This window comes from Parvibaculum sp. (assembly GCF_046297875.1).
Lineage (GTDB): Bacteria > Pseudomonadota > Alphaproteobacteria > Parvibaculales > Parvibaculaceae > Parvibaculum.
This window is the reverse complement of record NZ_JBKBHD010000001.1, coordinates 206,347-220,613: the sequence shown is the minus strand read 5'-3', so window position 1 is coordinate 220,613 and position 14,267 is coordinate 206,347. Positions and strand designations below refer to the sequence as shown.

Here is a 14,267-nt window from a genome sequence, read left to right as displayed (position 1 = left end):
GTTGCGCGGCGGGGCAGAGCGCCTCGCCGGTCTTCTGTCCGTATTATTTGCCGCGTGCCGCGAGCGCCTTCTTGATGATCGGTTCGAATTCGCTCCAGGGCAGCGCGCCCTCGACCTTTTCGCCATTGATGAAGAAGGTCGGCGTGGAGGCGACGGCGAACTTGTCGCGGCCGCGTGTCGCCACTTCCTTCACGTGGTTGAAGATCGCTTCATCCTTCATGCACTGGTCGAACCGCTCTTCCGAGAAGCCGCCCTGCCGGGCAATTGCCTTCAGATCCTCAATCGGCGTCTGCGTGAAGGCCCATTGCGTCTGCCGCTCGAACAGCGTGTCGACAAAGCCGAAATAGCGCTCGTCGCCCGCGCAGCGCGCCAGCATGAAACCCGCGGTCGCGACCGGGTCATAGGGGAACTCCCGCAGGATGTAATGGACCTGACCTGTCTCGACATAATTCTCGACGAGATGCGGCAGCGTGTTGACCGAGAAATTCGCGCAATGATTGCAGGTGAGCGAGGCATATTCGATCACCGTCACCGGCGCATCCGGGTCGCCCTTGACCATATCGCCAAGGGGGCCGGCCACCAGAAGCTCGCGCTCAAGGGCTGTGTCGCCCGCGCGGCCGGGCGCCCCGGCGCCTCCATTGGAGCCGATGAAGAAATAGGCGAGGACGCCGAGAACAAGCACAAGAACGGCGGCGGCGCCTGCGATGATTGCTTTATTTTGATTCACGGGAACACGTTCCTACCAGATGTTGGGGCATTATGGCGGCGAGGGACGGACCCCTCAACCAAACCTTTCTGTTGCCATGGCGCGAGAATCGGGACTCGCGAAGGCTAGGTCTTGCGGCTTGCGCCAATCACGCGCTCGCCCAGTTTTTCCAGCGCCTGTTTGAGCGCCGGTTCCTCAATCGATTCAAGGTCTTGCGTGAGCGCCTGACGCTCCTCCGGCTTCAGCGACCGGATTTTCCGGTAGCGCGGCCGTGGTTTCGGCGGCAGCGGCCCCTGCACGAGCTTCAGCCGCTGGACCGCGCTATAGCCGTAATAGCCATTGATCCGGTCGATGATCTGCGGCTCGAGATGCCGGATTTCCACCGCCACCGGCCCGTCGACCCGCAGGACAAGCGTGGCCCCCTGCCGCCGCGCCTTGGCCTCCTCGCCGGAAACCCTCGGAAAGACGAGCTTTTCCGGCGAAGAAAACTCGGCAAGCCCGCTGCCCACGATTTCTGGCCAATGGGCAAGGATATGGGCTTCGGCAAAGCCGCGTTTTGCAAAGGCCGAACGGGCAACGCCAAGCACCCGCGCGCCGATGGGCGCGGGGCGGTAGCGCATGGATGCGACAGGACGGCCATATTGGGTCATGGCGCGCATTCTGACTCGAAATCGGCCCAAGCGCGAATTGCCAGGGTGAATTGACTGGCCGGGGCGCGGCAGGCGACAAGGGAGCCATGCCAAGGACGCCCGGAAATGCCCCGAAAATTGTAGCGGACACCGCAGCGAAGGCCGCCGCCGCGCCCTTGCTCGGCTGGTATGACCGCCATGCCCGCGTGCTGCCGTGGCGGGCGCGGAAAGGCGAGCGGGCGGACCCCTACGCCGTCTGGCTCTCCGAAATCATGCTGCAGCAGACGACGGTTGCGACTGTCGGGCCTTATTTCATGCGTTTTCTCGCCCGCTGGCCGAAGGTGGAGGCGCTTGCCGCCGCGCCGGTGGAAGAGGTGATGAAGGAATGGGCGGGGCTCGGCTATTACAGCCGGGCGCGGAACCTCCATGCTTGCGCGAAGACCATTTCATCCGGCTACGGAGGGAAGTTCCCAGAGGATGTGGATGGCCTCTCGAAGCTGCCCGGCATCGGGCCCTACACGGCGGCCGCTATCGCAGCCATCGCCTTCGGCAAACAGGCGACCGTGGTAGATGGCAATGTCGAGCGCGTGGTGGCGCGGCTCTTTGCGCTGCGTGACCCCCTGCCGCAGGTGAAGCCCCAAATTCGCGCCAGGGCCGCGACGCTGACGCCGGCAAATCGCGCCGGCGACTTCGCGCAGGCGATGATGGATCTCGGCGCGACCATCTGCACGCCGAAAAACCCGGCCTGCAACCGCTGCCCGCTGGAAGCAATGTGCGATGCAAAGGCGGAAGATATCGCCGCGCGTCTGCCTGCCCGCGCGCCGAAGAAGGAAAGGCCCGTGCGGCACGGCGCGTGCTTCTGGCTGATGAAGGGCGAACATGTCTGGCTCCGCCGCCGCCCGGAAATGGGGCTGCTGGGCGGCATGATGGAAGTGCCGGGTTCGCCCTGGGACAGCCGCGCGGCGGAAGGCGCGCAGCCCGGCCTCGATCACGCTCCGCTCAAGGCGGAGTGGAAGCGCGTGCCGGGCTCGGTCGAACACACCTTCACCCATTTCCATCTGGTGCTCGACGTCTACACCGCGACGACGCGAAAGAAGCATGTGCCGGGCGGCGGGGAATGGGTGCCGCTTGGCATGCTGGCCGGCGAGGCGCTGCCGACCGTCATGCGGAAAGTCGCCGCCCACGCCATGCCCGATGTGGGGCCGCTCTTCGCGAAGCGTTGATTACGCCTCGCCCATTTCGGCCCTGACCTTCTGGCGCAGGATGTCGATGGGCTTGAGTTTCCCGTCGGTCTTGAAGTGCCAGAAGGTCCAGCCATTGCAGGCATCGAGCCCCTGCACATGGGCGCCGATCTTGTGGATCGAGCCCGTGGCGTCGCGGCAGACGATGGAACCATCGGCGCGGACGCGCGCGGCGTGGCGGCGCTGCGGATCGGTCAGAACGGTACCGGGCTCCAGCAGCCCGCGCTCGACGATGGTGCCGAAGGGCACGCGCGGCTCGGCCTTTTTCGAGGTCGTGACTTTCAGGTCTTCTGCGTCACCCGTCTTCACCTGACGGATGCGCTCGCGCGCGACCTTGATGTAGCGCTGCTCGCGCTCGATGCCGATGAACTTGCGGCCGAGCTTCTTGGCGACGGCGCCCGTGGTGCCGGTTCCGAAGAAGGGATCAAGGACGACATCGCCCGGGTTGGTTGTCGCGAGCAATACGCGGTGGAGCAGGGCTTCGGGCTTCTGCGTCGGATGCGCCTTGCCGCCTTCATCGTCTTTCAGCCGCTCGCCGCCGGTGCAGATCGGCAGCATCCAGTCGGAACGCATCTGCAGATCGTCATTGAGCGCCTTCATGGCGTCGTAGTTGAAGGTGTATTTTTTCTGGGCTGCGTCGCGCGTCGCCCAGATCAGCGTTTCATGCGCATTGGTGAAGCGGGTGCCGCGGAAATTCGGCATCGGGTTCGACTTGCGCCAGACCACGTCGTTCATGATCCAGTAGCCCAGATCCTGCATCGTCGCGCCGACGCGGAAGATGTTGTGATAGGAGCCGATCACCCAGATTGCGCCTGTGTCCTTCAGCACGCGGCGCGCGGCCTGCATCCAGTTGCGGGTGAAGGTGTCATAATCCGCGAAGCTCGCAAACTTGTCCCAATCGTCATCGACGGCATCGACCTTGGACTGGTCGGGCCGGGTCAGCTCGCCGCCAAGCTGGAGGTTGTAGGGCGGGTCCGCGAAAATGAGATCGACCGACTTCTCGGGCAATGCGTTCATCGCCTCGATGCAGTCGCCCTGAATGATGATTTCTGCCGGATTTTCTTTCTTCGCCCCGGACTTCTCGCTGACGCGCCCCACTCGAACTACCCCTTGGAAATGACAAGGCGGCGATCATGAGTCAGCGCGGATTCGCGGTCAATAATCTTTTTGAATCAATAAGTTAACGGATTCGAGGAACACAAGATCGAGTCCCCGTCAGGGCGTCGGACTCAAGATGTTGCGTATCGGCGCGAAGCTGCGGCGATGGGCGGGCGTCGGTCCGAGCCGCGAAATCGCCTCAAGATGCGCCGCCGTGCCATAGCCCATATGCCGCTCGAAGCCATAACCGGGATGGGATTGGGCAAGGACGAGCATAAGCCGGTCGCGCGTGACCTTGGCGGCGATGGAGGCCGCCGCGATCGAAAGCGAGGTGGCATCGCCCCTGACGATGCTGCGCGCCGGGCAGGGGAGTTGCTTCGGCGCACGGTTGCCGTCGATCAGCGCGAATTGCGGCGCGCGCGGCAGCGCGGCGATGGCGCGCGTCATGGCGAGCATGGTCGCCTGCAATATGTTGAGCCGGTCGATCTCCTCGACGCTCGCAATGCCGATACCGATTTCGGCAACGGGCTGAAGCGCGGCAAAGAGCGCCTCGCGCCGCGCAGTATCGAGCTTCTTCGAGTCGTTGAGGCCCGGAGGGATATTTGCCGGATCGAGAAGGACGGCGCCCGCCACTACCGGCCCCGCCAGCGGCCCGCGCCCGGCTTCGTCCACACCGCAGACAAGACGCGCCGGCGCCCCCGCTTCAGTTTCGAGCGCATAATCGGGCAGCGCGGATTTTGTCGTCCTGCGAGGCATGCGCCCGAGTGTGCCGCGAGTCAGCGGCGGGGGCCAGCGCCTCTGCGTGCAAAATCTAAAGCAATGCGAGTTGCTTGCCTCTCCCCGGCACACGGAATTGCGTGCAGTCGAGGGAGCGGATTTCGCGGCGGCCGTAGCCGATGCCAAGTTTCTTCGTTGCGATCTCGAAGCGCCGCGCAATCTGCCAGGCATAGGGCCCGGTGCCGGATTGGCGCTCGCCCCATGTCGCGTCGTACTCCTTGCCGCCGCGCATCTGGCGGATGAGGGAGAGCACATGCGCGGCGCGGTCCGGCACATGCTCGTGCAGCCATTCGACGAAAATGTCGCGGATTTCGAGCGGCAGACGGAGAATGACGAAATTCGCTTCCCTGGCGCCCGCATAGGAAAGCCCGGTCAGGATTTTCTCGATTTCCATGTCGTTGAGCGCAGGGATAATCGGCGCGATCATCGCACTTGTGGGAATGCCCGCCTCCGACAGGAGCCTGATCGCCTCCATCCGCCGCGAGGGCGTGGAGGCGCGCGGCTCGAGCGCACGGGCAAGTTTCGGATCGAGAGTGGTGACGGATAGTGCCACGCGCACGAGATTGCGCTCAGCGAGCGATGAAAGAATGTCGATGTCGCGCACGATTCGCGCCGACTTGGTGAGGATCGTGACCGGGTGGTTATAGGCCGACAGCACTTCCAGCAGGCTCCGCGTGATGCGGTATCGCTGCTCGATCGGCTGATAGGGGTCGGTATTCGTGCCCATGGCGATGGGCGCAACTTCATAGCCGGGCTTGGCCAGCTCCTTTTCCAGAAGCTGTGCCGCATTCGGCTTGGCGAAAAGCTTGCTCTCGAAATCAAGGCCGGGTGACAGACCCATATAGGCGTGGGTCGGCCGCGCGAAGCAATAGACGCAGCCATGTTCGCAGCCGCGATAGGCATTGATCGAACGGTCGAAGGGAATGTCCGGCGAGGAATTGCGCGTGATGATGTGGCGTGCGGCTTCTTCCGTCACCTGCGTCTTCAGCGCGGGCAATTCTTCCAGACTGTCCCAGCCGTCATCGGCGAGTTCGCGCGATTGCGGCTCGTAGCGGCCGCTCCGGTTGGTCAGCGCGCCCCGGCCACGGCGGCCGCTCTCGGGCAAATGAGGCTCGCGGACGCTCGGGGGTACGAGGGGCGCCCTGCGGGGGACAGGGCGATGGTCCGTGAGCCCGTGGGGCCGCTTGGCCGCGCGGGTGCCGACCGGGGAATCGGCATGGGGCGCGGGGTGGCCGGGGGGCGCTGTTTCGCGACTCGTCGTCATGTGCTGAGTATAGCCAAACACAAGAACATAACAAGAACATTGTTTCCCGTGCCGAGGGCCGCTACCCTCCGGCGAAAGAGGCTTGGACGACGGGAGGAGACGGCTGTGAGCACATTCGAACTGGAGAAAAACCCGGTCCATCTGGGCCCTGGCGGCAGGGCGTTGGTGCAGCCCGAATTCACCGGCAGCATGGACTGGTACATGGCCTATGGCGACCGCCATGACGATGACGGCGTGGAGGGCCGTCTGGTCTCGATGTTCACATTCACGGCGCCCTGGGAAATCTGGGAAATGCATCCGGCGGGCGAGGAGATCGTGCTCTGCGTCGCGGGGCGCATGGTGCTGCATCAGGAATTGCCGGAAGGCACGCGGACGGTCGCGCTTGCGCCCGGCCAATATGCGGTCAATCCGCCGGGCGTCTGGCACACGGCGGATATTGAAGGCATGGCGACCGCCGTCTTCATCACCACCGGCCTTGGCACGGAGCATCGCCAGCGCTAGACGCGAATTTTGAAATTCGGCCTGCGGCAGCTATCTTGCGCGCCATGCTGACCGTCATCATTCCGACCCTGAACGCAGAAGAGACCTTGACCCGCACGCTGGCGCCGCTGGTCACGGCGGCTGTGCGCGGCCTCGTGCAGGAAGTGATCGTGGCCGATGGCGGCTCGAGCGACGAAACGCTGGAGATCGTCGAGGCGGCCGGCGCAAAGCTTGTCCGCTCGCCAAAGGGCCGCGGTCAGCAGCTTGCTGCGGGCGCCCGTGCGGCGAAAGGCAACTGGCTGCTATTCCTTCATGCCGACACGGTGCTGGAACCCGGCTGGATTTCCGAGGTTGAAAAGTTCTTCGAGCAGATCGAGAAAGGCCGCTTCCGCGATAGTGAGATGGCGGCGGCCTTCCGCTTCGCGCTGGATGATTTTTCGGGCTGGGCGCGGCTTCTGGAGCGCATGGTGGCGCTGCGCTGCGCGCTCTTCCGCCTGCCTTATGGCGATCAAGGCCTTCTCGTGAACCGCAGGCTCTATGATCGCGTCGGCGGCTTCCGCGACATTCCGCTGATGGAGGACGTGGACCTCGTGCGCCGCATTCCGCGCCGCCGCCTCGTTATGCTGCGCACGGCGGCCCTCACGAGCCCGCAACGCTATATCCGCGACGGTTTCCTCATGCGCACGCTGCGCAATCTCTTCTGCCTCGCACTTTACTATCTGCGCGTGCCGCCCCGCGTCATCGCGCGGGTCTATCAATAGCACCCGGCGCCGCCCCGCGTGTCGCTCGACCCCCAGCTTATCATCATGGCGAAGAGGCCGCAGATCGGCCGAGTGAAAACGCGCCTTGCCCGCGATATAGGCGCCGCGGAGGCGCTGCGCTTTTTCAGGGGCGCCAGCGCATCTCTCATCCGCCGCGTGGCGCGCGATCCGCGCTGGCAGACGGTGATTGCGGTGGCGCCTGACTTGGCGGTTCATGAACGCGGCATCTGGCCGGCAGATATTCCGCGCGTGACGCAAGGTGACGGCGATCTCGGCGCGCGCATGGGCCGCCTGTTCCACGAATTGCCGCCGGGCCCGGTTATCATCATCGGCGCCGATATTCCCGGCATAACGCGCACACATGTCGCATCCGCCTTTGCCGCGCTCGGCCAGCACGATGCAGTGCTTGGCCCGGCTGACGATGGCGGTTATTGGCTGGTGGGTTTGCGCCGCCGCCCGCGCGTCGCAGAGATATTCGCTGATGTGCGCTGGTCGAGCGAAGACACATTCAATGACACAGCGAAGAATATCCGCGGGCAGGGATTGAGCCTTGCGGTCATCGGCACACTCGCCGATATCGATACGGGCGACGATTTCAGGAAATGGCGGCAGGCAAGATGAGCGATCTCGACCCTTTCAAGATCTTTCTCGATCTGCAGCTCGGCCTGCCGCGCAATGGGCCGGGCAGCCGCCGCGCGACGGAAGCGGCCTTCTCGCTTCTGCCCCCGCTATCCGACAACGCAAGAGTTCTGGATGTTGGCTGCGGGCAGGGCGCTTCCACCTTCGAACTGCTGCGGCTGACGAAAGCGCCCGTAACGGCCGTCGATCTTTACGAGCCCTTCCTTGAAAAGCTCAATGCCCGCGCCTCGCGCGAAGGCATCGGCGACGAGCGCCTCGTCATCAGGCGTGCCGACATGGAGGCCCTGCCTTTCCATGAAGGCGAGTTCGATCTTATCTGGTCTGAAGGCGCCATTTATCTCGTCGGCTTTGCAAAAGGACTGAAGCTCTGGCGGCGCTTTCTGAAACCGGGTGGCCATGTCGCCGTCACGGAATGCACCTGGCTCACGGACAACCCTTCGGAAGAGGCGCGCAGCTTCTGGGATGCGGCCTATCCGGCCATGGGCACCATCGCGTCGAATGCCGCGGCGGCGGAGCGCGCAGGTTATGAGGTGATGGCGACGCAGGTGCTGCCGCCGGAAGACTGGTGGGACGAGTATTACACGCCGATGCGCAAGCGGATCGTGGAGATGCGCGGCATATACGGTGAGGATGCCGAAAGCGTGCTTGCGAATGAAGAGGCCGAGATTGCCATCTTCGAGAACAATCCCGGCCAGTATTCCTATGTCTTCTATGTGATGCGTCGGAAGGACTAGCCGCGCGCCTTGATCGCGTCGCGGATCTCTTCCAGCAGCACTTCCTGGCGCGGCGGCGCTGAAGGGGCAGGCTCCTCGCCCTTTGCGATGCGCGCCTTCAGCGCATTCATCTGCTTGATCACGAGGAAGAGTGCGAAGGCGACAATCGAGAACTGGATGATCGCATTGATGAAGCGGCCATAGGCGAGCACCGGCACCCCGGCTGCCTTTGCTGCATCGACGGTGGTGGGGCCGTTTTCGGCAAGCGTCAGCGCGATGAAATAGTCGCTGAAGTCGACCCCGCCCACGAGCGCCCCGATCGGCGGCATGATGATGTCATCAACCAGTGACCGGACAATGGTGGTGAAAGCCGCGCCGATAATGATACCGACCGCCATGTCGAGCACATTGCCCTTCAGGGCAAATTCGCGAAATTCCTTGAGCATGATGAATGGCCTCCCGCCGTGATGATTCCCGCTCGAGCGGAAATCGTGCGCCGTGACGGGCGGAGTGACAACGGGAAAAACCTGCGGCTCACTTGCGCTGCTTGTGTTCTTCGAGGCGGGGCATGATTTCGACGAAATTGCAGGGCCGGAAGCGAAAGTCGAGCTGGTGGACGAGGATCTCGTCCCAGCCGTCCTTGCAGGCGCCGGGCGAGCCGGGCAGGGCGAAGAGGAAGGTGCCGCCCGCAACGCCGGCCGTCGCCCGCGACTGGATGGTCGATGTGCCGATCTTGTCGTAGGAGATGCGGTGGAAGAGGGCAGAGAAGCCGTCGATCTCCTTGTCATAGACCGATTTGAAAGCCTCCGGTGTTACGTCGCGCCCGGTGAGGCCGGTGCCTCCGGTCGAAATCACGACGTCGATCGTCTCATCCGCAATCCATGATTTGAGCGCGGCACGGATGAGCGGCTCGTCGTCCAGCACGATCCGCCGCGCGGTCACGCGATGCCCTGCCTTGGTAATGCGGTCAGCGAGCGTGTCGCCCGACTTGTCGTCCTCGGGCGTACGGGTGTCGGAGACCGTCAGCACGGCAATATTCAGGGAAATGAAGTCGCGTGTCTCGTCTATGCCGGGCATGGGCGTGCCTTTCGCGAAGGGAAGGCCGCATCATATAGCCGAAACGGGCAAGGGTGTCGCGGCAGGCGTAAATCAGCGCCCGATGCTGTCATAGACCGGCCAAGTGCCGGAGGCCGTCGCATCGAGCGAGCCGACGGGCTGGCCGAGCCGCTCGCGATAGATCCAGTAATTGGTAACGACGCGCTCGATATAGCCGCGCGTTTCGGCAGCGGGGATCGACTCGATGAAAAGGAAGGGATCGCCCCGGAAATCGATGCTCGAAAGCCAGCGCGACAGATTGCCGGGCCCGCCATTATAGGCGGTCGTCAGCATGAAGAGATTGCCGTTGGGTTCGCCCGAGCCCATCAGTTCGGAAATATATTCCTGACCGAGCGTCACATTGAAGGACGGATCGTAGAGCCGGTCGCGGTTGCTGCCGGCAAGCGAACTGTCCTGCGTGATGTGGCTCGCTGTTGCCGGCATGATCTGCATCAGCCCGCGCGCGCCTGCCCATGACGTCACATCCGGCCGAAACCCGCTTTCCTGCCGCATGAAGGCGAGCAGCAAGGCGCGATCCACCTTGTAGCCATTGCTTGGCTGATAGTCGGCAAGCGGAAAGAGCCCCGAATTCAGCATGATGCGGCCATCGCGCGTGCCCATCGCAGGCAGATGCGCGGCATTTGCGACCTGCAGCTGAATGGCGGGCAGGGCGAAGGTGGTCGCAAGTGCGATGAGCGCCTGATCGAGCGAGGGGTCGATCAACGCATGGGCGCGCATCAGTTCCTCGCGCGCCAGATCGCGCTTGCCGGTTTGCATCAGCGCGACGGCGCGGGCGATGGCCGGTGTCTCGGTCAGGGCACGGAAGGATGCCTGGTCGAGCCTGGGTTCGACCCAGTCGATCGCGAGATCGCGGCCAAGCTGCCGCGTCGCCAGAATGCCGTAGAAGGTCGCGCCGGTATCTGCCGCAGCTTCGAGCATGGGCGCGACTTTCTCGGGCTTTCCTTCCGCGAGATAGGCCCGCGCCGCCCAGAAGCCGCCGGCCGCCCTTGTCCAGAGCGATACGCGCTGGCTTTTCGTCAGCCGTTCGAAATGCCGCGCTGCGCTTGCGTGATTTTCCATCCGCCATGCGGCAAGTCCGGCATACCAGTCGGCAAGCGGAACCTCGCGCCAATGCGATGTCAGGATTTCAGTCGCAAGCTTGTAGGCGCGCTCGTCCTGGCCCTCGAGAAAATAGGAGGCGACGATTCGCTCGCGCACCTTGTCAAATTCCGCGCCTGTCAGCGTGTTGCGGGCATTTTTCCGCCGCAGATAGGCTTCCGCCTGAACCGCGCTCTCACGGCGCAGCATATCGCGCACTTCCTTGTCGATCTCGCGGAAGCGCGGCGACGTCGGCTCGATAATGCCGTCATCGACGGCATAGGTCGCGTGAACGGGCTGGCGCCAGCGCCGCGGCAGCGGCCGCTCGGGCGCGGCCGCGGAAGCCGGGCGGCGCATCAGCGCAAGTTTGTGGATGTCGGCGGCGCCGGGATGATCGTTGTATTTCGCGAGCCAATCCCGCAGTTCCGCATAGCTCGTGCGGTAATGCGGCCCCATATATTTGACATGGAGGACATGGCCCATCAGGCGCTTGTCGCGGATCTGCGCGGCGAGCTTGTCGGCTTCCTTGAAATTGCCGCGCTCGGTGGCCGCGAAGAGCTTGCGATAGGTCTCGCGGTCCGCGCCGTCGAGGATTTCCGGGCTCCAGATGCCTGATGCCTGCTTCGCTTGCGTTTCGCTGGCGAGTGCGCCCGCGCCGATAGACAATGTCGGCAAAACAAGCATTGCGGCCCCTGTCGCGGCCGCAACAAGCATTCGGCCCGCTGCGCGCGCAGCGGCAAGATGAAAAGCCCCCCGTTTCATGGGCGTCATCTTAGCGGGCGAGACCTGTCCGGCAAGCCCGCCTGGGTTGAATCGCGTCGAAATGGGGCAAATTAAGAAAGGATTGGTTAACCCTGCAGCCGCGCCTTGAGCGACAGGAGGTCCCGCCAGGCAAGCTGCTTCTGGGCGGGCTGGCGCAGCAGATAGGCCGGATGGAGCGTCGGCAGGGCAGGCACGTCCCGATCACTCAGTTTCACGCTCGCCCATTTCCCCCGGAGCCGCATGATGCCCGTATCGGTCCCGAGCATCTGTTTTGTGGCAACGCCGCCCAGAAGCACGAGGATGTCCGGGTTCACAAGTTCGACATGCCGCTCCACGAAAGGCGTGCAAACGGCATGTTCGGCCGGTGTCGGTGTGCGGTTGCCGGGCGGCCGCCAAGGCAATGTGTTGATGATATAGACGCTTGTGCGGTCGAGGCCGATTGCAGTCAGCATCCGGTCGAGCAATTGCCCGGCGCGGCCGACAAAGGGTAGCCCCTGCAGATCTTCGTCGCGCCCCGGCGCCTCGCCGATCAGCATGATGCGCGCCTGCGGGTTTCCGTCTGCGAAGACGAGGTTCTTCGCCGTGTAGCGCAGCGGGCAGCCCTCGAAATCGGCCAGCGCCTCTCTCAACGCATCAAGCGTCTTGCAGCGCGCCGCGACCTCGCGCGCGCTTTCGGTGGCCTGTGTATCCTCAAGCGGAATGGAGGAAGGTGCCGCAGCGCGGGGCGCCGGCGCGGCAGTCCCACGCGGGTCGGGCCTCGTTCCGCGCGCTGGCTCACCGCGCGGCGGCGCCTCGCGCGAGGGCGCGGCGGCTGTTGCATCGGCAAGCTCGTAGCGGTTCACAGGCTCGTCGCCCAGCGCCTCGCTCACCCCCGCCTCGACATAGAAGGCGAGAAGCGCGGCCGCCTGTTCGCGCGACAATTCCTGCTGTTCGTTGCCTGACGGGCTCATGGCTGGCCGGACGGTTCCTGTTCCTGTTCGGATTTTTCTGCTGCGCAGTTTGACGCCGCGTCGACGAGACTTACAGTCATTTCGCGGCTCTGTCCGGTGTTTGTTGAGAATTACACGCAACTGGCGGTCTTAACGCACAGGACGCCCCAATATATTGACCATGAAGGTCATTCGCACCATAACGGAGCCCGGTTTTTTCCGGCGGTCCGGCGCGTTGACACGCGCCCGGTGAGCTGGCCAAGGGAGATACAAAATGAGCGAGGCGGCGGTCGGACGCGAATTTATGGAGTATGACGTCGTAATCGTTGGCGGCGGTCCTGCGGGCCTGTCTGCCGCGATCCGCCTGCGCCAGCTCGCGGCGGAGCAGGATTTCGACATTTCGGTCTGCCTGATCGAGAAAGGTTCCGAAGTCGGTGCGCATATTCTGTCGGGCGCGGTGATCGATCCGATCGGCCTCGACACGCTGATCCCGGACTGGCGCGAAAAAGGCGCCCCGCTCGACACCGAAGTCACAGCCGACCATTTCCTCTATCTCGGCCCGGCTGGCAGCCTGCGCGTTCCCAATTTCCTGTTCCCGCCGCTGATGAACAATCACGGCAACTACATCGCAAGTCTTGGCAATGTCTGCCGCTGGCTCGCCGAACAGGCCGAAGCGCTGGGCGTCGAAATCTATCCGGGCTTTGCGGGCGCCGAAGTGCTCTATGGCGAGGACGGCTCGGTGCGCGGCGTCGTCACCGGCGATCTCGGCGTCGGCAAGGATGGCAGCCAGAAGGACAGCTACACGCCCGGCATGGAGCTGCGCGGCAAATACACGCTTTTCGCAGAAGGCGTGCGCGGGTCGCTGTCGAAGGAGCTGATCCGCAAGTTCAAGCTCGACGAGGGCCGCGAGCCGCAGAAGTTCGGCATCGGTCTGAAGGAACTCTGGGAAGTCGACCCCTCGAAGCATCGCAAGGGCCTCGTGCAGCATACGATGGGCTGGCCGCTCGACAATTCGACCGGCGGCGGCTCCTTCCTCTACCACTTCGGCGACAATCTCGTTTCCGTCGGCTTCGTGGTTCACCTGAACTACAAGAACCCCTATCTCTCGCCCTTCGACGAGTTCCAGCGATTCAAGCATCACCCGGCAGTGGCGGACACGTTCGCCGGCGGCAAGCGCATCGCCTATGGCGCGCGCGCCATCACCGAAGGCGGCTTCCAGTCGGTGCCGAAGCTCATCTTTCCGGGCGGCGCGCTGATCGGCTGCTCGGCCGGTTTCGTCAATGTGCCGCGCATCAAGGGCAGTCACAATGCGATGCTCACCGGCATCATGGGCGCGGAAGCGGCCTTCGAGGCGGTGAAGGATGGCCGGCAGGGTGACGAACTCTCTGCTTACCCGGAAGCTTATGAAAAGAGCCCGGTCTACAAGGACCTGAAGCGCGTTCGCAATGTGAAGCCGCTCTGGTCGAAGCTCGGCACCTTCCTCGGTATCGGCCTTGGCGGTATCGATATGTGGATGAACAACCTCGGTATCGGCCTGCCTTTCACACTCCGTCACAAGAAGGCCGATTACGAGTCGCTAAAGGAAGCGAAGGACTGCAAGCCGATCGACTATCCGAAGCCCGACGGCAAGATTTCCTTCGACAAACTCTCCTCCGTGTTCATCTCCGCGACGAACCACGAAGAAGACCAGCCCGTTCATCTGAAGCTGAAGGACCCGGCCATTCCGATCGGCTACAACCTGCCGAAATTCGCCGAGCCCGCGCAGCGCTATTGCCCGGCCGGCGTCTATGAGGTGGTGCGTGACGACGACGGCTCGAATCCGCGCTTCCAGATCAACGCGCAGAACTGCGTCCACTGCAAGACCTGCGATATCAAGGACCCGGCCCAGAACATCAACTGGACGGTGCCGGAAGGCGGCGGCGGGCCGAATTACCCGAATATGTAAAACCAACCCGAAAACGGGGGCTGTATCCGGCCCCCGTTTTTTTTGCTTTTATGTCAGGATGTTGTGCCGCCCGCGAGCGGCTGATTCCGAAGGCGCGAAGGCAGGCCCCCTTATGATGAGTTCCGATGCG

Annotated in this window: 15 protein-coding genes; 6 read left to right on the top strand and 9 right to left on the bottom strand. The window is 63.7% G+C overall.

The window, feature by feature from the left end; genetic code table 11:
- Positions 1 to 43: 43 nt before the first annotated feature.
- Together ACK4FH_RS01135 and ACK4FH_RS01130 are read right to left on the bottom strand one after the other, a co-directional pair.
- On the bottom strand, positions 44 to 727 hold the full coding sequence (locus tag ACK4FH_RS01135; RefSeq protein ID WP_409810412.1) for a DsbA family protein: 684 nt from the start codon (positions 725 to 727) through the stop codon (positions 44 to 46).
- A 104-nt stretch (positions 728 to 831) separates the two neighbouring features.
- The gene (locus tag ACK4FH_RS01130) at positions 832 to 1,365 is read right to left on the bottom strand and encodes a DUF721 domain-containing protein (RefSeq protein WP_409810410.1); all 534 of its coding nucleotides are present in this window, start codon (positions 1,363 to 1,365) and stop codon (positions 832 to 834) included.
- 77 nt (positions 1,366 to 1,442) lie between these two features.
- Between ACK4FH_RS01130 and mutY the strand changes: the two genes are divergently transcribed.
- The gene (mutY, locus tag ACK4FH_RS01125) at positions 1,443 to 2,558 is read left to right on the top strand and encodes an A/G-specific adenine glycosylase (RefSeq protein ID WP_409810408.1); all 1,116 of its coding nucleotides are present in this window, start codon (positions 1,443 to 1,445) and stop codon (positions 2,556 to 2,558) included.
- On the opposite strand, the gene ACK4FH_RS01120 is transcribed toward mutY, so the two are convergent.
- The 3 genes from ACK4FH_RS01120 to ACK4FH_RS01110 all read right to left on the bottom strand — a co-directional run bounded on the left by ACK4FH_RS01120 (position 2,559) and on the right by ACK4FH_RS01110 (position 5,556).
- Positions 2,559 to 3,674 (bottom strand): site-specific DNA-methyltransferase, encoded by a 1,116-nt coding sequence (locus tag ACK4FH_RS01120; RefSeq protein ID WP_409810406.1) that lies wholly within the window; start codon positions 3,672 to 3,674, stop codon positions 2,559 to 2,561.
- Between the two features lie 117 nt (positions 3,675 to 3,791).
- Positions 3,792 to 4,430: a ribonuclease HII gene (locus ACK4FH_RS01115; RefSeq protein WP_409810404.1), complete on the bottom strand. Its 639-nt coding sequence runs from the start codon at positions 4,428 to 4,430 to the stop codon at positions 3,792 to 3,794.
- A 55-nt stretch (positions 4,431 to 4,485) separates the two neighbouring features.
- On the bottom strand, positions 4,486 to 5,556 hold the full coding sequence (locus tag ACK4FH_RS01110; RefSeq protein ID WP_409810403.1) for a PA0069 family radical SAM protein: 1,071 nt from the start codon (positions 5,554 to 5,556) through the stop codon (positions 4,486 to 4,488).
- Positions 5,557 to 5,820: 264 nt separating this feature from the next.
- On the opposite strand from ACK4FH_RS01110, the gene ACK4FH_RS01105 reads away from it, so the two are divergent.
- Genes ACK4FH_RS01105 through ACK4FH_RS01090 form a run of 4 tightly spaced genes read left to right on the top strand, consistent with a single transcriptional unit; the run spans position 5,821 to position 8,329 of the window.
- Complete coding sequence (locus ACK4FH_RS01105; protein ID WP_409810401.1) at positions 5,821 to 6,216, top strand: hypothetical protein; 396 nt, start codon at positions 5,821 to 5,823, stop codon at positions 6,214 to 6,216.
- A 44-nt stretch (positions 6,217 to 6,260) separates the two neighbouring features.
- Complete coding sequence (locus tag ACK4FH_RS01100; RefSeq protein WP_409815093.1) at positions 6,261 to 6,956, top strand: TIGR04283 family arsenosugar biosynthesis glycosyltransferase; 696 nt, start codon at positions 6,261 to 6,263, stop codon at positions 6,954 to 6,956.
- An 18-nt stretch (positions 6,957 to 6,974) separates the two neighbouring features.
- Positions 6,975 to 7,577, top strand: coding sequence for a TIGR04282 family arsenosugar biosynthesis glycosyltransferase (locus ACK4FH_RS01095; RefSeq protein ID WP_409810399.1), 603 nt, complete (start codon positions 6,975 to 6,977; stop codon positions 7,575 to 7,577).
- Positions 7,574 to 8,329 carry a class I SAM-dependent methyltransferase gene (locus ACK4FH_RS01090; RefSeq protein ID WP_409810397.1) on the top strand — a complete coding sequence of 252 codons (756 nt, stop codon included), beginning with the start codon at positions 7,574 to 7,576 and terminating at the stop codon, positions 8,327 to 8,329. Before ACK4FH_RS01095 ends, ACK4FH_RS01090 begins: the two co-directional genes overlap by 4 nt.
- Here the strand turns inward: ACK4FH_RS01090 and mscL are convergent.
- From mscL to ACK4FH_RS01070, 4 genes are all read right to left on the bottom strand, one after another.
- Complete coding sequence (gene mscL, locus ACK4FH_RS01085; protein WP_409810395.1) at positions 8,326 to 8,754, bottom strand: large conductance mechanosensitive channel protein MscL; 429 nt, start codon at positions 8,752 to 8,754, stop codon at positions 8,326 to 8,328. The genes ACK4FH_RS01090 and mscL overlap by 4 nt on opposite strands.
- 88 nt (positions 8,755 to 8,842) lie before the next feature.
- Positions 8,843 to 9,385: a molybdenum cofactor biosynthesis protein B gene (moaB, locus tag ACK4FH_RS01080; protein WP_409810393.1), complete on the bottom strand. Its 543-nt coding sequence runs from the start codon at positions 9,383 to 9,385 to the stop codon at positions 8,843 to 8,845.
- A gap of 72 nt (positions 9,386 to 9,457) precedes the next feature.
- Complete coding sequence (locus ACK4FH_RS01075) at positions 9,458 to 11,185, bottom strand: transglycosylase SLT domain-containing protein (protein ID WP_409810391.1); 1,728 nt, start codon at positions 11,183 to 11,185, stop codon at positions 9,458 to 9,460.
- Between the two features lie 164 nt (positions 11,186 to 11,349).
- The gene (locus ACK4FH_RS01070) at positions 11,350 to 12,213 is read right to left on the bottom strand and encodes a uracil-DNA glycosylase family protein (RefSeq protein WP_409810389.1); all 864 of its coding nucleotides are present in this window, start codon (positions 12,211 to 12,213) and stop codon (positions 11,350 to 11,352) included.
- A 253-nt stretch (positions 12,214 to 12,466) separates the two neighbouring features.
- Between ACK4FH_RS01070 and ACK4FH_RS01065 the strand changes: the two genes are divergently transcribed.
- Positions 12,467 to 14,137, top strand: coding sequence for an electron transfer flavoprotein-ubiquinone oxidoreductase (locus tag ACK4FH_RS01065; RefSeq protein ID WP_409810387.1), 1,671 nt, complete (start codon positions 12,467 to 12,469; stop codon positions 14,135 to 14,137).
- Positions 14,138 to 14,267 lie beyond the last annotated feature (130 nt).